The sequence below is a fragment of the Streptomyces sp. NPDC015661 genome (assembly GCF_043077765.1).
Classification (GTDB): Bacteria; Actinomycetota; Actinomycetes; order Streptomycetales; family Streptomycetaceae; genus Streptomyces.
In genome coordinates this window covers 13,552-34,694 of sequence record NZ_JBIBST010000018.1, presented here as the reverse complement: position 1 = coordinate 34,694, position 21,143 = coordinate 13,552, and the positions used below count along the sequence as shown (strand labels likewise).

The following is a 21,143-nucleotide window of genomic DNA, read 5'->3' as shown; positions in this document are numbered from 1 at the left end:
ACGGCACTGACCTCCCGTCAGGTGCCGTACGCAGTCTGGGTGCTGCTGTGCGGTCAGTCCTCGCGCAGGGCCTCGACGGCCTCGGCGACGCGCTTGCCGTACTCCGGGTCGGCGGCGGCGAAGTGCGCGAGGTTCTTCTCGATGACGTCCTCGCGGGACACCTGGGACAGGCCGCCGGCGATGTTGGCGATCAGGCGCTTCTTCTCGTCCTCGGACATCAGGCGGTAGAGCTCGCCGGCCTGGAAGAAGTCGTCGTCCTTGGTGTGCGCGGGCGCCTCGTGGGTGCCGGTCCAGCCGTGGATGGCGAGCGGCGCGGAGAGCGCGGCGTCGGTCTGGGCCGGGCCCTGGTACGAGTTGGGCTCGTAGTTCTTGTCGTGGCGCGAGCCGTTGCGCAGCGCCATGGCGCCGTCGCGGCCGTAGTTCTGCGCGGTCGTGGCCTTGGGGGCGTTGACCGGCAGCAGGGTGTGGTTCACGCCGAGGCGGTAGCGGTGGGCGTCCGCGTAGGCGAAGAGACGGCCCTGGAGCATCTTGTCCGGCGAGGGACCGATGCCCGGCACGAAGTTGTTCGGGGAGAACGCGGCCTGCTCGACCTCGGCGAAGACGTTCTCCGGGTTGCGGTCGAGGACCAGGCGGCCCACGCGCTGCAGCGGGTAGTCGCTGTGCGGCCACACCTTGGTGAGGTCGAAGGGGTTGAAGCGGTAGTCCGCGGCCTCGGCGGCCGGCATGACCTGGACGTACAGGGTCCACGAGGGGTTCACACCGCGCTCGATGGCCTGGAGCAGGTCGGTCTGGTGCGAGTTGGCGTCCTTGCCGACGAGCTCGGCGGCCTGCTCGGCGGAGAGGGAGCGGATGCCCTGGTTCGTCTTGAAGTGGTACTTGACGAAGAAGGCCTCGCCCGCCTCGTTGGTCCACTGGTAGGTGTGCGAGCCGTAGCCGTTCATGTGACGGTACGAGGCCGGGATGCCGCGGTCGCCCATGAGCCAGGTGATCTGGTGGGTGGCCTCGGGGGCGTGGGCCCAGAAGTCCCAGACGTTGTCCGCCTCCTGCTTGCCCGTGAAGGGGTCGCGCTTCTGGGAGTGGATGAAGTCGGGGAACTTGATCGGGTCCTTGATGAAGAACACCGGGGTGTTGTTGCCGACGAGGTCGTAGTTGCCCTCTTCGGTGTAGAACTTCAGGGCGAAGCCGCGGGGGTCGCGGACCGCGTCCGCGCCGCCGAGCGAGTCGGCCACGGTGGAGAAGCGGATGAAGGTCTCGGTCTTCTTGCCGACCTCACCGAGGAAGTTCGCCTTGGTGTACGCGGTGACGTCGTCGGTCACCTCGAAGTAGCCGTACGCACCGGAACCGCGGGCGTGCACCACGCGCTCCGGGATCCGCTCACGGTTGAAGCGCGCGAGCTTCTCCAGCAGGTGCTGGTCCTGGAGGAGGAGAGGGCCACCGACGCCGGCGGTGGCGGAGTTCTGGTTGTCGGCGACGGGGGCGCCGGACTCGGTCGTAAGCACGCGCTTCGACATCGTGACCTTCCGTACGGGAGCTCTGCTGACGGTCCGAGGAGCGTAAATTCGGCTCGAACAGCACGTCAACAGTTTGTTGAAAATGAAGTGTGGTGTTCCGGTCGGCGGCGACGCCTGGGCGCGACAGGACAGGTTGTCAGCGCCGCCGCCGACCGGAATTCAGGGGCCCCGGTGAAGGGGCGGGGGATCAGACCTGCTGGCCGGAGAGGCGCTCGACGGCGCGGAGCAGGGCCGAGTGGTCCAGGCCGCCGTCACCCTGCGCGCGCAGCGAGGCGACGAGCTGGGCGACGACCGCGCCGACCGGGAGGGCCGCACCGACGTTGCGGGCGGCGTCGGTGACGATGCCCATGTCCTTGTGGTGCAGGTCGATCCGGAAGCCGGGCTTGAAGTCCCGGTTCAGGAAGTTGTCCTTCTTGCGGGTCAGCACGGTCGAGCCGGCCAGACCGCCGTTGAGGACGTCCAGGGCGGCCTGGAGGTTCACGCCGGACTTCTCGAGGAAGACGACGGCCTCGGCGCAGGCCTGGATGTTGACCGCGACGATCAGCTGGTTGGCGGCCTTCACCGTCTGGCCGGAGCCGTGCGGGCCACAGAGGACGATCGTCTTGCCGAGGGCCTCCAGGATCGGGAGGGCCTCGTCGAAGTCGGCCTGCTCGCCGCCGACCATGATCGAGAGCACGGCCTCGATGGCGCCGGCCTCGCCGCCGGAGACGGGCGCGTCGATGACGCGGATGCCCTTCTCCTTGGCGTTCTTGGCCAGGTCGACGGAGGTCTGCGGGGTGATCGAGGACATGTCCACGATCAGCGCGCCCTGCTTGGCGTTCTCCAGGATGCCCTCGGGGCCGTAGGAGATGGCCTCGACCTGCGGGGAGGCGGGCACCATCGTGATGATGACGTCGGCGTCCTTGACGGCCTCGGCGATCGAGCCGGCGGCGGCGCCACCGGCCTTGGCCAGGCGGTCCAGCTTGTCCTGCTCCAGCGTGAAGCCGGTGACCGAGTAGCCGGCCTTGAGGAGGTTCTCGGACATGGGGGAGCCCATGATGCCGAGGCCGATCCAAGCGATCTTGGGGAGGTTGCTCATGAGGGTGCCTCTCAAAACAAGGTGGTACGGGGAGGGGACCTGCGTCAGCGGGCCGGGCGGGCCTCGGCGGGCAGCCACTCGAAGGAAGCGGCGGCGTCGGCGGCCTTGTACTCCAGGCCGACCCAGCCGTCGTAACCGGCCTTCTTCAGCTCGTCGAGGAGCTGCTCCAGCGGAAGGTCGCCGGTGCCCGGGGCGCCACGGCCCGGCTTGTCGGCGATCTGCACGTGGCCGGTCTTGTCGGCGTACTGTGCGATGACCGCGCTGACGTCCTCGCCGTTCATGGCCAGGTGGTAGATGTCGAGCAGGAACTTCGCGTTCCCGAGGCCCGTGGCGGCGTTGACCTTGTCGACGATCTCGATCGCGGAGGGGGCGCTCACCAGCGGGTAGAGCGGCGACTCCGGCTTGTTGAGGGTCTCGACGAGGAGGATCGCGCCGATGCGGTCGGCCGCGCGGGCGGCCAGGACCAGGTTCTCCAGGGCGAGGGTGTCCTGGATCTGCGGGTCCACGCCCTCGACGCGGTTGCCGTAGAGCGCGTTGAGCGCCTTGCAGCCGACCGAGGCGGCGAAGTCGGCGGCGACCTCGATGTTGGCGCGGAAGCGGTCCGACTCTTCCCCGGGTACGGAGAGGGCTCCGCGGTCCGGGCCGGGGAGCTGCCCGGCGTAGAAGTTCAGGCCCACCAGCTGGGTGCCGGCGTCCTCAAGAGCCTTCTTGAGGGCGTCGAGCTCGCTCTGCTCGGGGGTGGCGGTGTCGATCCAGGGCCACCACAGCTCGACCGCGGTGAAGCCCGCCGCGGCGGCGGCCGCGGGGCGCTCCAGGAGCGGGAGTTCCGTGAAGAGGATCGACAGGTTCACATCGAAGCGCTGGTCCGTGTATCCCATGAGGGGCGGCGCTCCTTCCGTATTGCGGAAGTAAGTTTCTGTCTGACGGAATGTTGCAAGGCGGGTGACGCACTTGTCAAGAGGTCCCCGCAGGTCCGGGGCTCCCGTGGGGCGGGGCGGGGCCGTAGCGTGGGGCCATGGAGCGTTTGAGAGTGGAGTTCACCACCGAGCCGTTCGACCTCGACGAGGCGCCGGCGCACGCGGTCGTGGCTCGTGAGGTCATCCAGTCGGCCGAGCTGGACGCGGTCGATGTCGGCCCCTTCGGCAACACGGCGGAAGGCGGCGCCGACGCGGTGCTCACCGCCGTCGACGCCCTGCTGCGCAAGTCGCTCGCGGCCGGCGCCACGCGCGTCTCGCTCCAGGTCAACGTGATCGGGGAGGGCGAGAAGTGAGCGAGCACCCCTTGGTCGCGGCGGTGAAGCCCCTGGTGGACGCCATGGGCGCCGAGCTCCTGGTCCCCGCGCAGGCGGAGGGCGACGACGTGGTCCTGTCCTGGGAGGGCGAGGACGTGCTCGCCGTGCGCCTGCCGCAGCTCTCGGACTCCCTGGACCACATCCTCGCGGCGATGGAGCGGCGGCACGGGATGCCGCTGGCGGAACTGGACCGCAAGGCGAAGCAGGAGGTCGTCCGGATACTGGAGGCGCGCGGCGCCTTCTCCGTACGCCATGGAGTGGAGACGGTGGCGGGGGCACTGGGTGTCAGCCGCTTCACCGTGTACAACTACTTGAACCGGGAGACCGCCCTGAACAGGGAAAAGGCCGCCAAGGGCGAGTAGTTGATCATGTGCGGGCCGTAAGCCGTCGTCCAGATGTCGGGACGACGGCTTTTGTATGGCCGAGTTTTCAACAAAGTGTTGACGTTGTGTTGCGGAGGGCGTTAGCTATCCGCAGCCCGTCCGACGCACAGCGAAAAACAGCCACGGAGGCTTCCCGTGACTTCAGGTACGACACCGGGCCTCACCCGGTTCAACACCTCCTCGGACAGCGAGGCCGTCGCCGCGCTCCACGAGGTGTGTTCCAGTTCGGCGTGGGGGAGCAAGGTCCTCGCCCAGCGCCCGTACTCCACCGCCGAAGCCCTCTTCCTCGCCAGCGACGCCGCCATGGCCGAGCTGACCGCCGAGGACCTGGCCGAGGCGATGGCGGGGCACCCGCCGATCGGTCGTCCGAAGGCAGGGGACCCGACCTCCTCCCGCGAACAGAGCGGGATGGCAGGCGCCTCCGAGGAGCTCAAGGCCGAGATGCTCGAACTCAACCTGGCCTACCAGGACAAGTTCGGTCATGTCTTCCTCATCTGCGCCACCGGCAGGACCGGCGAGCAGATGCGCGACGCGGTCCGGGACCGGATCGGCAACTCGCCCGAGCAGGAGCGGGAGATCGTCCGCACCGAACTGGGCAAGATCAACCGCATCCGGCTGACCCGTCTCGTAGAGACCCCCGAGACCCCCGAGGAAGAGAGCTCCCGATGAGCACCGACACCACCGCCTCGGTGTCCACACACATCCTGGACACCAGCATCGGCCGCCCGGCCGAGGGCGTGGCCATCACGCTCGCGGCCCGCAGCGGCTCCGACGCGGAATGGGTCACGCTCGGCGGCTCCGCCACCGACGCGGACGGGCGCTGCAAGGACCTGCCGGCGCTGCCGGAAGAAACCACCCACGTACGTCTCGACTTCGAGACCGAGACGTACTTCGCCAAGAAGCAAGCCGAGGCGCAGCAGGACGCCCCCCGCGTAAGGGACAGCGGTGCGTTCTTCCCGGAGGTGGCGATCACGTTCGCCGTCAAGCCGGGCGAGCACTACCACGTACCGCTGCTGCTCAACCCGTTCGGCTACTCCGTTTACCGAGGGAGCTAGCAGACATGCCCACGATTCTCGGCCAGAACCAGTACGGCAAAGCAGAGAACCGCGTCGTCAAGATCACGCGGGACGGCGCCACCCACCACATCAAGGACCTGAACGTCTCCGTCGCCCTCTCCGGCGACCTCGACGACGTCCACCTCACCGGCTCGAACGCCCACTGCCTCCCCACCGACACGACGAAGAACACCGTCTTCGCGTTCGCCAAGGAGTACGGCATCGAGTCCGCCGAGCAGTTCGGCATCCACCTCGCCCGTCACTTCGTGACGAGCCAGGAGCCGATCAAGCGGGCGCGGATCCGGATCGAGGAGTACTCCTGGGAGCGCATCGCCTCCTCGGACGCCAACTCCAAGTTCATCGGCTCCGACGAGGTCAACCACTCCTTCGCCCGCAAGGGCCAGGAGACCCGCGTCTCGCAGATCACCTACGACGGCGAGAAGTGGGAGGTCATCTCCGGCCTCAAGGACCTCGTCGTCATGAACTCCACCAACTCGGAGTTCTGGGGCTACATCAAGGACCAGTACACCACCCTCCAGGAGGCGTACGACCGCATCCTGGCCACCCAGGTGTCGGGTCGCTGGCGGTTCAACTGGACCGACGACGACCAGCGCATGCCCAACTGGGAGCGGTCCTACGAGCAGACCAGGAAGCACATGCTCGAGGCCTTCTCGGAGACGTACTCGTACTCCCTGCAGCAGACGCTGTACCAGATGGCCACGCGCATCATCAACCACCGCTCGGAGATCGACGAAGTCCGCTTCTCGCTCCCGAACAAGCACCACTTCCTGGTGGACCTCGAGCCCTTCGGCCTGAAGAACGACAACGAGGTCTACTACGCCGCCGACCGCATGTACGGCCTCATCGAGGCCACCGTCCTCCGCGACGGAGCCACGGCGCAGATCCCGGTCGACATGACCAACCTCTAAAGCGGCATCCGCGTCACCGGCCCCGCCCGCCCGCAGTCGGGCGGGGCCGGTGCACCGGACCGGAGGGAACAACAATGGCTCAGCCTGCAAAGGGGCCGGCAAACGCCGAAGGCCCGTGTTCCACCCCTCCGTCCACCACGGTCTCGGCATCGGCCGAGTGCCACCCGGTGGACGAGAGGCTCCCCGCCTCGCGGCTCGTCCCCGCGGCACTCCAGCACATCGCCGCCATGTACGCCGGCGTCGTCACCCCTCCGCTGATCATCGGCCAGGCCGTCGGCCTGGACGCCGCAGGAATGACCCGGCTCATCGCGGCCAGCCTGCTCATCGCCGGCTGCGCGACCATCCTGCAGACCCTCGGCCTCGGACGCTTCGCCGGCAACCGGCTCCCGTTCGTCAACGCCGCCTCGTCCGCCGGCATCGCCCCCATGCTCGCCATCGCCGAGACCAGCGCCCCCGGACACCAACTCCCCGCCATCTACGGCGCGGTGATGGTCGCCGGAGTCTTCTGCCTCGCCGTCGGACCCTTCTTCGGCAAGCTGTTGCGCTACTTCCCGCCGCTCGTCACCGGCGTCGTGATCACCCTCATCGGGGTCACCCTGATGCCCGTGCCCGTCGGCTGGGCCCAGGGCGGCGACAAGACCGCCGCCGACTTCGGCGCCATGAAGTACCTGGCACTCGCCGGCTTCACCCTCGTCGTCATCCTGCTCTTCCAGCGCTTCGGCAAGGGCTTCGTCAAGCAGATCGCCCTGCTGCTCGGCCTGCTCATCGGCACCCTCGCCGCGATCCCGTTCGGGATGGCAGACTTCAGCGCCCTGCGCGAGGCGCCCGTCGCGGCCCTGCCCGCCCCCTTCGCCTTCGGCGCCCCCGAGTTCCAGCCCGCCGCGATCCTCTCCCTGTGCATCGTGATGCTGGTCCTCATGACCGAGTCCAGCGCCGGCATGCTCGCCCTCGGCGAGATCTGCGAGCGCCGCAGCGACGGGAACACCATCACCCGCGGCCTGCGCACCGACGGCATCGCCACCCTCCTGGGCCCCGTCTTCGGCGGCTTCCCGACCTCCGCCTTCGCGCAGAACGTCGGCGTCGTCTCGCTGACCCGGGTCCGCTCCCGGTACGTGGTCGCCGTCGCCGGCGGCGCCCTCCTCGTCCTCGGTGCCTTCCCCGTCCTCGGCGCGGTCGTCTCCATGGTCCCGATGCCCGTCCTCGGCGGCGCCGGCATCGTCCTCTTCGGCTCGATCGCGGTCAGCGGCATCCGTACCCTGTCCGAGGCCGGACTCGACGACAGCTCCAACATCATCCTGGTGGCCGTCGCGCTCGGAGCGGGCATCATCCCGCTCGCCGCGCCCACCTTCTACGCCGGCTTCCCCGCCTGGGCGCAGACGGTGCTCGGCTCCGGCATCAGCGCGGGCGCGCTCGTGGCCGTCCTGCTGAACCTGTTCTTCCACCATCTCGGCACCCGGAGCCGTCACGCGGCTCCGGCACTCAAATCCTCCTAGGGTCCTGCCGTGCCCGAACCATCCCCGAGGAATGAAGGAAGCACCGCCATGGCAGCACCTTCGGCAGCCCAGCGCATCGTCATCGAGAACGCGGCGATCGCGACCGTCGACGCGAACGACACCGAGTACGCCTCCGGCTACCTCGTCGTCGCCGACAACAAGATCGAGTCCCTCGGCGCCGGCAAGGCCCCCGAGGGCCTGGAGAACGTGGTCCGGCGCATCGACGCCGGCGGTCACCTGATCACGCCCGGTCTGGTCAACACCCACCACCACTTCTACCAGTGGATCACCCGGGGCCTGGCCACCGACCACAACCTCTTCAACTGGCTGGTCGCGCTCTACCCGACGTGGTCGCGGATCGACGAGTCGATGGTCCGCGTGGCCGCGCAGGGCTCCCTGGCGATGATGGCCCGTGGCGGTGTCACCACGGCCATGGACCACCACTACGTCTACCCGCAGGGCTCCGGCGACCTGTCCGGCGCCATCATCGGCGCCGCCGCCGACATGGGCGTCCGCTTCACCCTGGCCCGCGGCTCCATGGACCGCAGCGAGAAGGACGGCGGCCTGCCGCCGGACTTCGCCGTCGAGACCACCGAGGGCGCGCTCGCCGCGACCGAGGAGACGGTGCGGAAGTACCACGACGCCTCCTTCGACGCGATGACCCAGGTCGCCGTCGCCCCCTGCTCGCCCTTCTCCATCTCCACCGAGCTGCTCCGCGAGGGCGCCGCGCTCGGCCGCCGCCTCGGCGTGCGCATGCACACCCACGGCTCGGAGACCGTGGAGGAGGAGAAGTTCTGCCACGAGCTCTTCGGCATGGGCCCGACGGACTACTTCGAGTCCACCGGCTTCCTCGGCGAGGACGTGTGGATGGCGCACTGCGTCCACATGAACGACTCCGACATCGAGGCCTTCGCCCGCACCAAGACCGGTGTCGCGCACTGTCCCTCCTCCAACGCGCGCCTCGCCGCCGGCATCGCCCGCGTACCGGACATGCTCAAGGCGGGCGTCCCCGTCGGCCTCGGCGTCGACGGCACCGCCTCCAACGAGTCCGGCGAGCTCCACACCGAGCTGCGCAACGCGCTCCTCATCAACCGCCTCGGCGCCCACCGTGAGGCCGCGCTCAACGCCCGCCAGGCCCTCCGCCTCGGCACCTACGGCGGCGCCCAGGTCCTCGGCCGTGCCGACAACATCGGCTCGCTGGAGGCCGGCAAGCTCGCCGACTTCGTCCTCTGGAAGATCGACGGCCTCGGCCACTCCTCGATCGCCGACCCGGTCACCGCCATCGTCTTCGGCGCGGCGGCCCCGGTCACCGCCTCCTTCGTCAACGGCAAGCAGATCGTCGAGAACAACCGACTCCTGTTCGCCGACGAGGAGCAGATCGCGCGCGACGCGCGCGCGGAGGCGCAGCGCCTGGCCCGTATCACGGCCCAGAGCTGACCCTCCCCATGGAGTCCGACCGAGGGGGACGGCCCTCGGTCGGTCGCCGCGGACCCGAGCGGGGCCCGCGGCAGCCCGACCGGGTGGTGCCGTGCGCACAAGGCGTACGGCACCACCCGGGACGGTGAAGCGTGCCCGCACCCCCACACCGGGCACCCGTCCCCGCGCCGCACCCCCTCCGCGGCACCGTTCCACCGGCCCCACCCGCTTCACCCCGCAACGAGCCGCACCTCCTGCACCTCGCACCGCATCGCACCACCTCCCTGAACCCCGCGTCGCCGCCGACGTGTAACCGACCGGAGGAACCGCCGTGGCCGCCAAGCCCCAGGTTCGCAATGCACAAGCCGCAGGCTCCGCCCCCGACGACCGCGAGAAGCATCCGGTCGACGAGACGCTGCCCCCACTGAAGATGCTCACCAGCGGCCTCCAGCACGTCGCCGCCATGTACGCGGGCGTCGTCGCCCCGCCCCTGATCGTCGGAGCGGCCGTCGGCCTCTCCGGCACCGAACTGACCTTCCTCACCGGCGCGAGCCTCTTCACCGCAGGCCTCGCCACCTTCCTCCAGACGCTCGGCATCTGGAAGATCGGCGCCAAGCTGCCGTTCGTCAACGGCGTCACCTTCGCCGGTGTCGCGCCCATGCTGGCGATCGTCGACACCACCGAGAACAAGGCCGACGCGCTCCCCGTGATCTTCGGCGCGATCATCGTCGCCGGACTCCTCGGCTTCGCCGCCGCCCCCTTCTTCTCCCGGCTCGTGCGGTTCTTCCCGCCGGTCGTCACCGGCACCGTGATCACCCTCATCGGTGTCTCCCTCCTCCCGGTCGCGTTCGGCTGGGCCCAGGGGCCCAATCCCAAGGCCGAGGACTACGGCTCGACCACGTACCTCTCGCTCGCCGGCATCACGCTCGTCGTGGTCCTGCTGCTCCGCCGCTTCACCCGCGGCTTCCTCAAGCAGGTCGCGGTCCTGGTCGGTCTCGTCCTCGGCACGCTCATCGCCATACCCTTCGGCGTCACGGACTTCAGCCCGGTGAAGGAGGCCGACATCGTCGGCTTCCCGACCCCGTTCCACTTCGGCGCCCCGCAGTTCGCCCTCGCCGCGATCATCTCCATGTGCGTCGTCATGCTGGTCTCCATGACCGAGTCGACCGCCGACATGCTGGCACTCGGCGAGATCGTGGAGCGGCCCGCCGACGAGAAGACCATCGCCGCCGGACTGCGCGCCGACACCCTCGGCTCCGCGCTGAGCCCGCTCTTCAACGGCTTCATGTGCAGCGCCTTCGCGCAGAACATCGGCCTGGTCGCCATGACCCGGATCCGCAGCCGCTTCGTCGTCGCCTGCGGCGGTGGCTTCCTGGTCCTGATGGGCCTCTCGCCGGTCGCCGCCTCGCTCATCTCGGTCGTGCCCCGGCCGGTCCTCGGCGGCGCCGGTGTGGTCCTCTTCGGCTCGGTCGCCGCCAGCGGCATCCAGACCCTGGTCAAGGCGGGCCTGGAGAAGGACAACAACGTGCTGATCGTGGCCGTCTCCCTGGCCGTCGGCATCATCCCGATCACGAAGCCGGAGTTCTACCACGCCTTCCCGGAGACCGCCCAGATCATCCTGGACTCGGGCATCTCCACCGGCTGCGTCGCCGCCGTCCTGCTCAACGTGGTCTTCAACCACCTGGGCCGGGGTCGCGACGCCGACCAGGTCACCGCTCCCATGGAGCCCGGCGAGGAGATCTCCGGCACCGCCGGCGCGAAGGCGGCGCACGCCCACTGAACCCGCTCCTCGTCCCACCGCCCGCCCCGGTCCCCGCGCACGCCGCGGGGCCCGGGGCCGTGGTGCTGGTCAACCCCAACACCTCCACCGCCACGACCGCGATGATGACCGCCATCGCCCGGCGCACCCTGGGGCCCGCCCTCCCGGCCCGGGGGGTGACCGCCGCCCGGGGGCCGCGCATGCTCACCGACCCGGAGGCGCTGCGGGCCGCCGCACCCGAGGTCCTCGCCGCCGGCCTCCGCGCCACGGCCGAGGGCGACTGCGCCGCTCTCCTCGTCGCCGCCTTCGGCGACCCGGGCCTGGCCGAGCTGCGCGCGGCGACGGCGGGGACCGGGATCCCGGTGGTCGGCCTCGGCGAGGCGGCGCTCCTGGAAGCGGCCGCCGACGGGGTCCCCTTCGGCATCGCCACCACCACCCCGCTCCTCGCCGACGCCATCAACGCACGCGTCACCGCCCTCGGCCTCGCCGACCGGTACACCGGCCTCCGGCTCACCGCCGGCACTCCCGAACGGCTCTCCGCCGACCCGGCGGTCCTCCTCGACCGGCTCGAACGTGCCGTCCGCGCCTGCGCGGAACGGGACGGCGCCCGCGCGGTCGTCATCGGCGGCGGCCCGCTCGGCGAGGCGGCCGAGGAGCTCCACTCCCGCTGCGCGGTCCGCGTCGTCGCCCCGATCCCGGCGGCCTGCCGGGCGATCACCCACGTGCTGACGGGCTGACAGCGGCCGACGGTCCTCACCCCTCCACCGCGATCCGCCGGAGGCACTCCCCGGCCAGCGACGGGTAGACGGAGGCGATCGCCTCGTACAACCGCCGCCTCAGCAGCCGTTCGGCCTCGCCCCGCCCGGTCTCCCCGTACAAGCCGTCGAGCAGGGAGTCGTACCGCGAGAGGGCGTGCCGCAGATAGCTCACCTGCCACCGCACCAAGGCCCCGGAGGGCGAGCCGGCCCGTGCCGCGGCGGGCTTCGGCGAGCCGGCCCGAGCCGCGGCGGGCTTCGGTGAGCCGGCCCGAGCCGCGGCGGGATCCGGCGAGCCGGCCCGTGCCGCGGCGGGATCCGGTGAGCCGGCCCGTGCCGCGGCGGGATCCGGTGAGCCGGCCCGTGCCGCGGCGGGATCCGGTGAGCCGGCCCGAGCCGCGGCGGGATCCGGTGAGCCGGCCCGTGCCGCGGTGGGATCCGGCCCCGGACTCCGGGCCCCCAGCAGGTGCCGGTGCCGCACCGCCCGCCGCTCCAGCTCCGGCCCGGGCAGCCGGGGCACCTCGATCGGCTCCGCGCGGATCGCGGTCAGGACGGCGGCCCGCCGCCGCTCGGCATGGACCCCGGCGGCCGAGGCCCGGGACCGGCAGAGCGCGGCCGTCCGTGTGAACTCGGGCGTCCGCTCCACCGTCTCCACCCGGGCCAGGAGATAGAGCCGCACGGGCGCGAGGGACCAGCGGCGCGGGTCGCGCCCCTGCACATCGGGCGTGCCCAGCAGATCCCGCACCATCGCGTCGGTCCAGCCGCGCCGGCGCACCCCGGCGAGCGTCACATAGGTCGTACGGTCCGTCATGATTCCCCCTCGATCGACTACGGAGCGTGACGATTCCAGTGAAGCGCACCCCACTGACAACGCCCCCTTGCCGAGCCGGCACCGGCTGTGCGATATAGGTCTGGACCTTTTCGACGGACGGAGGCCGGCCCGTGCAACGCCCGCTCGCCGCAAGCCTGTTGACCGCGCTCGCGCTCGCCCTCACCGCCTGCTCCGGCGCAGCCGCCCCCGCACCCGAGGACACCCGGGCGCCGACCGCCCCCACCGGAGTCACCGCCACGGCGGGCAGCGCCGGCACCGTCCACGTCATGTGGAGCGCGGCCACCGACGACCGTGCCGTCACCGGATACTCCGTCTACCGCGAGGGCCGCAAGGTCAAGGACCTCCCCGCCACCACCCTGATGACCGACGTCGTCGGCCTCACCCCCGCGACCCGCCACCGCTTCACCGTCCGCGCCCGCGACGCCGCCGGCAACGTCTCACCCCCCAGCGCCGGCGTCACCGCCACCACCCTCCGCGCCGCCGCCGAGGACCGCACGCCCCCCACCGCCCCGACGGCCCTCCGCGTCACCGCCGACGGCAGCCGCGCCGCCACCCTCCGCTGGGCCCCCGCCCGCGACGACACCCGGGTCACCGCGTACGACGTCTACCAGGCCGACACCCGCATCCACACCGTCCCCGGCACCGCCACCACAGCCCACCTCACCGGCCTGCGCCCCGGCACCGCCTACGCGTTCACCCTCCGCGCCCGCGACGCCGCCGAGAACTCCTCCCCGGACAGCCCCCCGGCCGACCTCACCACCGCCCCCTCCCCGGGCGCCCCGCCGAACACCGCTCCGAGGAACCTCACGGCCACGGCCGGAAAGGGCGAGATCACCCTCACCTGGACCCCGCCGCACACGGGCGCCCCCGTCACCCACCACGAACTCCACCTCGACGGCCGCTTCGCCACCACCATCGTCTGGGGCACCACTCCGCCCCCCGGCCGCGCCACCTACACCTTCGCGGTCCAGGACCCCCCGGGCACCCGCTACACCCTCACCCTCCGCGCCCGGCTCCCGGACGGCACCTGGGGCGACTTCTCGGCGCCGAGGACGGTGGTGGTGCGCTGAACCGCCGTCCGCCTGGCCGGAATCGCACCCTTTCGCGCCACCTGACGGCACCTCACCCTGCCAGGAGGGGATGCGACAGGCCGCTGGGGGGCGCCGATGACCGAGCCGATCTACGTACCCGCGCTGCCCGCCCGACGGAGCGCGCTCGCCGCGTACGACCGGCTGGCGCCGGACGTCCGCGCCGTCGTGGCGCCACTCTGGACCGTCCCACCGCGCGTCGGCCGCGAACGGACCCCCGCACGCCCGTCGTCCCACCCCCTCGACCCCGACCCCGCCGCTCTCGCCCGCCACGCGCGCGACGCCCTGGCTCTCATCGCGCGGGTCCAGCGCGACCGGCCCGCCTGGGTCGACACCTGCCACGTCGAGCGCGAACCGGGCTTCCCCGGCCTCGGCGCCGTCCGGCCCCCACTGCGGCCCGTCACCGGCATCGAACGCGACACCGGCCGGCAGATGGCCTGCGCCGAGGCGGCCCGGGCCGGTGGCACCGGCCTCGGTATCCGGGTACGCCGGAGCACCGGCGAAACGACGGCGGAGGCACTCTGCCGCCTCCTGAAGCGGATCGCGTTCGCACGGTGCCCACTGGACCTCCTCGTCGACCTGGGCGCGGTCGACGAGGGCCGGGGCGCGGACGACGCGGCGCTCCGCACCCTGAACCTCCTCGGCCCCCTCCACCCCTGGCGCACCGTCGTGCTCCTGGCCGGCGCCTTCCCCCGCACCCGCCCCGAGGCGTACGGGGCACCCCTGGCCGAGACCTGCCGGGCCGACCGCCTCCTGGCCGACCTGGTCCGCCGCGCCGGCCGCGGCCCCGGTCCGCGCCCCCTCCACGGCGACTACGGGGCACACGACGCCGCGAGTGCCGACCGGGTCTCCGACACGGGGGACGACCCCTTTTGCGGGGCCCTGCGCTACACCGGCGAACAGACCTTTCTCATCGGCGAGGTCCCGCCCGAGTCGGGGCACCACCTCAGGGTCCGCGCGCTCGCCCGCGAGATCGTCACCTCCCCGGAGTTCCGGGGAGCGCGGTACAGCGAGGGGGACCGCTGGCTCCGGGCGTGCGCCGACGGCAGGGGCCTGCGCGGCACCGGGCACCCCGACCTCTGGATCTGCGCCGGCCACCTCCAGCACCTGACCCACGTCGCCCGTGAACTGCGGCGACACTCCTGACCCATGGTCCTTGCCCGCCGGAACCGGCTCCCCGGAATTACCCTGGGAAGCGTGGCCGGGACCGTTCTCACCAACACCGGGCTCGACAGCTTCCTCGACGGAGCGCCCGAGCGCCGTGACCCCGCGTTCGTACGGGCCGCCGAGGCGGTCCTGGGACTGCTCGCCCTGCGCGGCGCCGACCGGGCGACCGGGGTGCCCGAGCCGACGCCCGGGCTCGTGCGGCAGCTCCTGGTGGAGGACCTGCCCATCTTCGTGTACGCGCCGCCGGGCGAGCTCGCCGCCTATCCGGCCGTGCTCGGCGTCCTCGCCGGGCGGTTCGACGGCGGGCGGCGCGAGCGGATCGCCGTGGTCGTCGCCGAGTCCGCGCCCGACTTCGTACGCGCGATGAACGACCCCGGAAACCTCACCTGGCACCGCTGGTACGCCTCGCTCCTGCGGACCGTCGGCGCCGACCTCGCCGACCCCGAGGACGTACGCCGCAGGCTCGCCGCCCTCGACGGCGCACCGCTCCCCGACGGCGTGCGCCCCGCCCACCTCATGGGGCGGACGGCCCTCGCCGACGTCCTGCTCGCCGAGGCGCTCACGCGCGCGTACGTACGGGACGCCGAGGCGCCGCCGGCCGTGGGTCCGCTGCTCACCGACCACGCCGTCGCGACCGGCATCGGGCAGCTCGCCGCCGCGCTCCAGGACCGCTGGACCGCCGCCGGGCTCGCCGAACAGCTCGCCGGCCCGTACGCGCGCTTCGCACCCGGACCCGACGCCTTCCCCCACCTCGTCCTCGCCGACGCCCTCCTCGACGAGCACCTGGACTACTACGGGGACCCCGCCGCCCCCGTACCCCCGCCGCCCGCGATCGAGGCCGGGCCCGTCGAGGAGGACGCCGACACCCTCATCGCCGCCGTCGAGGAGCTCGCCGAGGAGGAGTTCGAGCCCTACGGGGGCGAGGCGCCGCACCTGCTGTACGCGGTGTACCAGCGCGGCTGCTCCGCCGATTCCGTCGCCCGCAAGGCCGCCGAGTACGAGGACTGGTCCGTCGACCCGGCCCTGGAGGACCTGCCCGTGGTGGTGCCGGACACGGCACCCGACACCTACACCGCCCCGCCCGTGCCGGAGCTCGTACGGCTCCTCGGCACGGCGGAGCTGAACGAGGCCGACCGCGCCCGGCTCGAAGGACCGGCCCGCGACCTCGCCGCCGTCCTCGACCGCCTGGCCGCCACCGGCCTGGTCTTCCGCGCCGGGGACGCCTTCGGGCTCACCCCGCGCGGCGCGGGCGTCGTGCGCTATCTGCTCGGAGTGCGCGGGGTCGCCGCCCCCGACGCCGGCGAGGCCACCGCCTGGACCGCGCGGGACGTGGTCGCCGCCGCCGGTGGCTGGTCCGCGTCCGTCGCCGCGCGCGTACTCACGGACTGGCTCCACGCGCGCGCGGACACCGCCGACGCCTGGTCGCAGCTGCTCGCCGCCCTCGGCACCGTCCACTCCGGGACCGCCGAGGCGGCCGCCACCCGCGGTCTCTTCGCCGCCCTGGACACGGCCGGCGCACCGCCCGAGGCCCTGCGGGGCGCCCTCCGCGATCCGGTCATCGGCGCCTACGCCCTCGATGTCCTGCGGGACAGGGACGAGGAGGCGGACCCGATCCAGGTGCGGACCTCGGCACGGGCCCTGCACGTCCTCGACGCGCTGCCCGCCAAGAAGGGGCCCCTGGAGTCCCGCCGGGCCGCGTTCGACACGGCGGCGGCCGCCTGGCCGGGCGGCTCCGCCGCCCTGGTCCGCGCCATGGCGGCGGCGGACCGGCACGAGACCGAGCGGGTCCTCCGCCCGCTCGGCATCGCCCTCCCGTGAGCCCGGCAGGCGTCACCCCGCCGTGAGATACATCCCCGAGGGTCCCGACCCGGCCGTGTTCCGGCAGCTCTGGTGCCCCGTCGGGCGGGCGTAGATCAGCGCCAGGCAGCGGCCGAAGCCCTGCTGGCCGTAGGCGTTGGGGTGCATCGACTCCTGGACGAGGCCCTGGGTGCTCTGGCTGTCGATCCAGCGCGCCCACTCGCTCGTCGTCGCCGACGGCGGCACGGTCGACGTCACCTGCTTGCTCGCCTTCGCGCAGACCTCACGGCCCTGGAGCGCGTCCCGCAGGTCCAGGAACTGCACGCCCTTCGCCGTGGCGACACCCTTGAGACGGTCGGCGATCTGGGGGACGAGGGAGTCGCGGGCCCAGTCGGAGTCGGCGTTCCAGAAGGGGCAGCCACCGGTGTTCGTACGGGCCCAGCCGCTCTCGCCGTACCGGTTCTCGGCGGCGCGCGGGATGGGGGAGGGGTACGACTGGAGCACGATCCGGTAGTCGGAGGCGGCGTATCCGGCGGAGGTCATGACCGCCCGGATCTCGTCGACGGACCGGCCGACGTCGGCCATCACACCGTCGATCTTCGCGTCGACCTCGGCCTGCTGGTCGTCGTGGCAGTACGAGTACCAGACGATGTAGTCGGTCGCGCAGGTGGAGATGATGTCGGCGAAGCCGAGGTCGTTGCCGCCGATGGACAGCGCGATCAGCTTGACGTCGTTCGCGGCGGCGACGGCCGCCAGCTGGTCGGCCTGGGGCGCCTCGCCCTTGAAGGCCTGGCCGCCCTGGGAGGCGCGGAAGACGTTCTCCGTGGTCGCCCCGGAGCAGGCGAGGTTGATCAGGGAGCTCGCGATCGCACCGGCGCTCTTCACCTCGGCGGTGTCCGAGCGGTGACAGCCCCCTGCGGTGCCGCCGTACACCCGGGACGGGTCGTAGGCGCTGCCGGTCCAGGCGCGGTCGGTGCCGTTGCGGCTGCCGGAGTTGGTGAGGCTGTTGCCCTGCCAGCGGCCGGCCTCTCCGGAGATGTAGCTGTCGCCCATGGCGACGACGGCGGTGGGGCCCGCGCCGGGGGCGGCGTGGGCTGCCGGGACGGCGACGGAGGCGAGCCCGGCGGCGGTACACAGTGCCAGGAGTGCGCGCAGCGCACGGTGGGGGGTCGAAGGCATGGCTGTGCTCCTGCGGTACGCAGTGACGTGGGGGACAGCCGCCGGCCGGTGGCATGGCGGAATCTCGCACGCCCCGGCTTGTTACCGCTAGGTAGCTGCATATCTCGGTTGCGTCACGTCACCTGTGTGATCACAGGAAGTCGCCGGAGTGATCATGGGAACGGGAACAGGGCCCCGTCCCCGGTGCTGTGCGACACCGGGGACGAAGCCCTGTTCAGGTTGCTGTCGGCGGCTGTGCGGGCAGCCGAATCAGCCGTCCGGATCGAGTCAGCCGACCAGCTGCTCGTACGCGGGAAGCGTCAGGAAGTCCGCGTAGTCCGCGTCGAGGGAGACGTGCAGGAGCAGGTCGTGGGCCTGCTGCCACTTGCCGGCCGTGAAGGCCTCGTCGCCGATCTCGGCGCGGATCGCGGCGAGCTCCTCGGCGGCGACCTTGCGGGCCAGCTCCGGGGTGGCGGTCTCGCCGTTCTCGAAGACGACGCCCGCGTTGATCCACTGCCAGATCTGGGAGCGGGAGATCTCGGCGGTGGCCGCGTCCTCCATCAGGTTGAAGATGGCGACGGCGCCGAGGCCGCGCAGCCAGGCCTCGATGTAGCGGATGCCGACCTGCACGGCGTTGCGGAGGCCGTCGTACGTCGGCTTCGCGTCGAGCGAGTCGATGGCGATGAGGTCGCCGGGCGCGACGGAGACGTCCTCGCGGAGGCGGTCCTTCTGGTTCGGCCTGTCGCCGAGGACGGCGTCGAAGGAGGCCATCGCGATCGGGACGAGGTCGGGGTGGGCGACCCAGGAGCCGTCGAAGCCGTCGCCGGCCTCGCGGTCCTTGTCGGCCTTGACCTTCTCGAACGCGACCTTGTTGACCTCGGCGTCCTTGCGGGACGGGATGAACGCCGCCATGCCGCCGATGGCGTGCGCACCGCGCTTGTGGCAGGTGCGGACGAGGAGTTCGGTGTACGCGCGCATGAACGGGGCGGTCATCGTGACCGCGTTGCGGTCCGGCAGGACGAACTTGGCTCCGCCGTCACGGAAGTTCTTGACGATGGAGAACAGGTAGTCCCAGCGGCCGGCGTTCAGGCCGGCGGCGTGGTCGCGGAGCTCGTAGAGGATCTCCTCCATCTCGTACGCGGCCGTGATGGTTTCGATGAGGACCGTGGCGCGGACGGTGCCCTGCGGGATGCCGACGTAGTCCTGCGCGAAGACGAAGATGTCGTTCCAGAGGCGGGCCTCCAGGTGCGACTCCGTCTTCGGGAGGTAGAAGTACGGGCCCTTGCCGAGGTCGATCAGGCGCTGGGCGTTGTGGAAGAAGTAGAGACCGAAGTCGACGAGCGCGCCGGGCACCGGGCGTCCGTCGAAGGTGAGGTGACGCTCCTCCAGGTGCCAGCCGCGCGGCCGCATGACGACGGTGGCGAGCTGATCGGCCGGCTTCAGGGCGTACGACTTGCCCGACTTCGGGTCCGTGAAGTCGATCTGGCGCGTGTACGCGTCGATCAGGTTGACCTGGCCGAGGACCACGTTCTCCCAGGTCGGCGCCGAGGCGTCCTCGAAGTCCGCGAGCCAGACCTTCGCGCCGGAGTTGAGCGCGTTGATCGTCATCTTGCGGTCGGTCGGGCCGGTGATCTCGACACGGCGGTCGTTCAGGGCCGCCGGGGCCGGCGCGACCTTCCAGGAGTCGTCGGCGCGGATCGCGGCGGTCTCCGGAAGGAAGTCCAGGGTGGACGTACGGGCGATCTCGGCGCGACGCTCCGCCCGTCGGGCGAGGAGCTCGTCCCTGCGCGGGGTGAACCGCCTGTGCAGTTCGGCGACGAAGGCCAGGGCGGCCTCGGTGAGCACCTCCTCCTGACGCGGGAGGGGCTCGGCATCGACGACGGCCAGGGGGGACGGCGCTGGTGCGGACATGAACTGTCACTTCCTTCAGCGGACTTCACGGGCGTGCCAGGCGGCCGCCGGGCGTCACGGGACGGCACGGAGTGCCGCAGGCGCCGAGATACGGCCGCGAGCGCCCTCTGAGCTAGCAGGGCTTCTGAACAGTGGATACTAGTTTCCTCATGGTGGAAGTTCAATGGTTTGTTGATGTCGAGATTCTCCGGATCGACAGAACATGGCGCTGGGTGCCATCCCGTTCACTCCAGGTGCGACAGATCCGCCTCCGTGTCGATGTCATAGGGCTCGGCCACATCCGAACAGTCCACCGGGGTGATCGCATCCCGATGAGCCGCCAGATAGTCCCGCGCCCCCCGGTCGCCCACCGCCGTCTCCGCGATGCCCGCCCAGTGCCCGGCGCCGAACAGCACCGGATGGCCGCGCACCCCGTCGTACGAGGCCGCCACCAGCGAATCCCGTGAGCCGTACGCCGCCCGGACCCGGGCCACGGCCTCCGCGCCGATCCCCGGCTGGTCGACCAGGAGCACGAGCGCCGCGTCCACGCCCCGCGGATCGGCGGCCAGCGAGTCGAGCCCGGCCCGCAGCGAGGACCCCATCCCCTCCGCCCACTCCGGGTTGTCCACCAGCACGCATCCGGACAACTCCGCCCGCTGCCGTACGGTCCCGGCCGCCGCCCCGAGCACCACGTGCACCACCTCGCACCCGGCCGCGCGCAGCACCCCCACGGCATGCTCGACCAGCGGCCGCCCCCGGTGCGGGAGCAAGGCCTTCGGCCGCCCCCCGAGCCGCCTCCCGCCTCCGGCGGCGAGCAGCAGTCCGGCGACGACGGGGGTTCGATCTTCTGTACTTGTCATGGGGACTGCATACCTCATGGGTCGGAATCACACGGTCGCCTGAATTCCGGCCACCAAGGGTGGCGCGGGGGGTGGCGAAGGAGTTAACTGACCCGCGACTCAGGGCGCCGCCCGCCGTTCGGGGGATCGGCTCGGGATGCCCGGAGTGTTCGTCGTACGGAGTTCTGCGCACGGTGTCGTGCGGGGGGAGAACCATGTTGCGAAGCGTGGGGCAGAGGCGAGTGACCGGCGAGGGCGTGGACCCCAGGGTGGTCGAACTGCGGTCCGCCGTGTCCCGGCTCCGACGCGAACTGGCCGCGCTCCGGGTCGATTTCGCCGACCGCGGCATCGCCGAGGACGAGCTCGCCGCCCTGGACGCCATGGCGCTCAGCGGCGACCCCGAGGTGCGGCGGCTGCGCCGTTCCCTGCTGCTCGTCGCGGGTTCCGTCGGCTCCGTCAGCGCCCTCGCCGAGGGACTCGCCGGCGTGCGGCGGGCCGTCGAGCTCTTCGGGCCCCCGCGGCCCGGGCAGTAGCCGGCCACCCGTTCCCGGGCCGGGACCTCCGGGTACCCGGAGGGGACCTTCGGGTACCCCGGAGGGGTTTCCGGGGCCCTGTGCGGTGGCCGAACCGGGGAGAAGACTTCCATCCTGAGGGGAGGCCCCGCCACGGCGGGGCCGTCCGGAAGGTGGTGGTGGCCGTGGC

At 71.8% G+C, this 21,143-nt stretch carries 20 protein-coding genes; 13 read left to right on the top strand and 7 right to left on the bottom strand.

What is annotated here, in order from left to right; all coding sequences use genetic code 11:
- Positions 1–53 precede the first annotated feature (53 nt).
- From ACF07V_RS35375 to ACF07V_RS35365, 3 genes are all read right to left on the bottom strand, one after another.
- Complete coding sequence (locus ACF07V_RS35375; protein ID WP_392159777.1) at positions 54–1,511, bottom strand: catalase; 1,458 nt, start codon at positions 1,509–1,511, stop codon at positions 54–56.
- Positions 1,512–1,698: 187 nt separating this feature from the next.
- Positions 1,699–2,589, bottom strand: coding sequence for a 2-hydroxy-3-oxopropionate reductase (locus tag ACF07V_RS35370; protein WP_392159776.1), 891 nt, complete (start codon positions 2,587–2,589; stop codon positions 1,699–1,701).
- 44 nt (positions 2,590–2,633) lie between these two features.
- Complete coding sequence (locus tag ACF07V_RS35365; protein WP_392159775.1) at positions 2,634–3,467, bottom strand: TIM barrel protein; 834 nt, start codon at positions 3,465–3,467, stop codon at positions 2,634–2,636.
- Between the two features lie 137 nt (positions 3,468–3,604).
- On the opposite strand from ACF07V_RS35365, the gene ACF07V_RS35360 reads away from it, so the two are divergent.
- From ACF07V_RS35360 to ACF07V_RS35320, 9 genes are all read left to right on the top strand, one after another.
- A complete protein-coding gene (locus ACF07V_RS35360; protein ID WP_078908558.1) occupies positions 3,605–3,859 on the top strand; it encodes a hypothetical protein in 255 nt (84 codons plus the stop codon).
- A 44-nt stretch (positions 3,860–3,903) separates the two neighbouring features.
- Complete coding sequence (locus tag ACF07V_RS35355; RefSeq protein ID WP_362648219.1) at positions 3,904–4,242, top strand: helix-turn-helix domain-containing protein; 339 nt, start codon at positions 3,904–3,906, stop codon at positions 4,240–4,242.
- 156 nt (positions 4,243–4,398) lie between these two features.
- Positions 4,399–4,932: a 2-oxo-4-hydroxy-4-carboxy-5-ureidoimidazoline decarboxylase gene (gene uraD, locus ACF07V_RS35350; protein ID WP_392159774.1), complete on the top strand. Its 534-nt coding sequence runs from the start codon at positions 4,399–4,401 to the stop codon at positions 4,930–4,932.
- Positions 4,929–5,318, top strand: a complete 390-nt coding sequence (gene uraH, locus ACF07V_RS35345) for a hydroxyisourate hydrolase (protein ID WP_116158141.1) — start codon at positions 4,929–4,931, stop codon at positions 5,316–5,318. Before uraD ends, uraH begins: the two co-directional genes overlap by 4 nt.
- Before the next feature lie 5 nt (positions 5,319–5,323).
- Positions 5,324–6,247 (top strand): factor-independent urate hydroxylase, encoded by a 924-nt coding sequence (gene pucL, locus ACF07V_RS35340; protein WP_392159773.1) that lies wholly within the window; start codon positions 5,324–5,326, stop codon positions 6,245–6,247.
- A 74-nt stretch (positions 6,248–6,321) separates the two neighbouring features.
- Positions 6,322–7,740, top strand: coding sequence for a nucleobase:cation symporter-2 family protein (locus tag ACF07V_RS35335; protein ID WP_392159772.1), 1,419 nt, complete (start codon positions 6,322–6,324; stop codon positions 7,738–7,740).
- Between the two features lie 48 nt (positions 7,741–7,788).
- Positions 7,789–9,177 (top strand): 8-oxoguanine deaminase, encoded by a 1,389-nt coding sequence (locus ACF07V_RS35330; RefSeq protein ID WP_392159771.1) that lies wholly within the window; start codon positions 7,789–7,791, stop codon positions 9,175–9,177.
- Between the two features lie 409 nt (positions 9,178–9,586).
- Positions 9,587–10,936: a nucleobase:cation symporter-2 family protein gene (locus tag ACF07V_RS35325; protein ID WP_392159907.1), complete on the top strand. Its 1,350-nt coding sequence runs from the start codon at positions 9,587–9,589 to the stop codon at positions 10,934–10,936.
- Between the two features lie 59 nt (positions 10,937–10,995).
- Positions 10,996–11,652, top strand: a complete 657-nt coding sequence (locus ACF07V_RS35320) for an aspartate/glutamate racemase family protein (RefSeq protein WP_392159770.1) — start codon at positions 10,996–10,998, stop codon at positions 11,650–11,652.
- 16 nt (positions 11,653–11,668) lie between these two features.
- On the opposite strand, the gene ACF07V_RS35315 is transcribed toward ACF07V_RS35320, so the two are convergent.
- A complete protein-coding gene (locus ACF07V_RS35315; RefSeq protein WP_392159769.1) occupies positions 11,669–12,481 on the bottom strand; it encodes a hypothetical protein in 813 nt (270 codons plus the stop codon).
- A gap of 131 nt (positions 12,482–12,612) precedes the next feature.
- Between ACF07V_RS35315 and ACF07V_RS35310 the strand changes: the two genes are divergently transcribed.
- The 3 genes from ACF07V_RS35310 (at position 12,613) to ACF07V_RS35300 (ending at position 16,575) form a co-directional block, all read left to right on the top strand.
- A complete protein-coding gene (locus ACF07V_RS35310) occupies positions 12,613–13,572 on the top strand; it encodes a fibronectin type III domain-containing protein (RefSeq protein ID WP_392159768.1) in 960 nt (319 codons plus the stop codon).
- 96 nt (positions 13,573–13,668) lie between these two features.
- A complete protein-coding gene (locus tag ACF07V_RS35305; RefSeq protein ID WP_392159767.1) occupies positions 13,669–14,736 on the top strand; it encodes a hypothetical protein in 1,068 nt (355 codons plus the stop codon).
- 51 nt (positions 14,737–14,787) lie between these two features.
- A complete protein-coding gene (locus tag ACF07V_RS35300) occupies positions 14,788–16,575 on the top strand; it encodes a hypothetical protein (RefSeq protein ID WP_392159766.1) in 1,788 nt (595 codons plus the stop codon).
- A 12-nt stretch (positions 16,576–16,587) separates the two neighbouring features.
- On the opposite strand, the gene ACF07V_RS35295 is transcribed toward ACF07V_RS35300, so the two are convergent.
- The 3 genes from ACF07V_RS35295 to ACF07V_RS35285 all read right to left on the bottom strand — a co-directional run bounded on the left by ACF07V_RS35295 (position 16,588) and on the right by ACF07V_RS35285 (position 20,462).
- A complete protein-coding gene (locus ACF07V_RS35295; RefSeq protein ID WP_392159765.1) occupies positions 16,588–17,733 on the bottom strand; it encodes a GDSL-type esterase/lipase family protein in 1,146 nt (381 codons plus the stop codon).
- A 267-nt stretch (positions 17,734–18,000) separates the two neighbouring features.
- A complete protein-coding gene (aceB, locus tag ACF07V_RS35290; protein WP_392159764.1) occupies positions 18,001–19,623 on the bottom strand; it encodes a malate synthase A in 1,623 nt (540 codons plus the stop codon).
- Positions 19,624–19,847: 224 nt separating this feature from the next.
- Complete coding sequence (locus ACF07V_RS35285) at positions 19,848–20,462, bottom strand: NTP transferase domain-containing protein (RefSeq protein ID WP_392159763.1); 615 nt, start codon at positions 20,460–20,462, stop codon at positions 19,848–19,850.
- Between the two features lie 194 nt (positions 20,463–20,656).
- Here ACF07V_RS35285 and ACF07V_RS35280 point away from each other — a divergent pair, with 194 nt between their 5' ends.
- Positions 20,657–20,974, top strand: coding sequence for a DUF5955 family protein (locus ACF07V_RS35280; protein WP_392159762.1), 318 nt, complete (start codon positions 20,657–20,659; stop codon positions 20,972–20,974).
- Positions 20,975–21,143 lie beyond the last annotated feature (169 nt).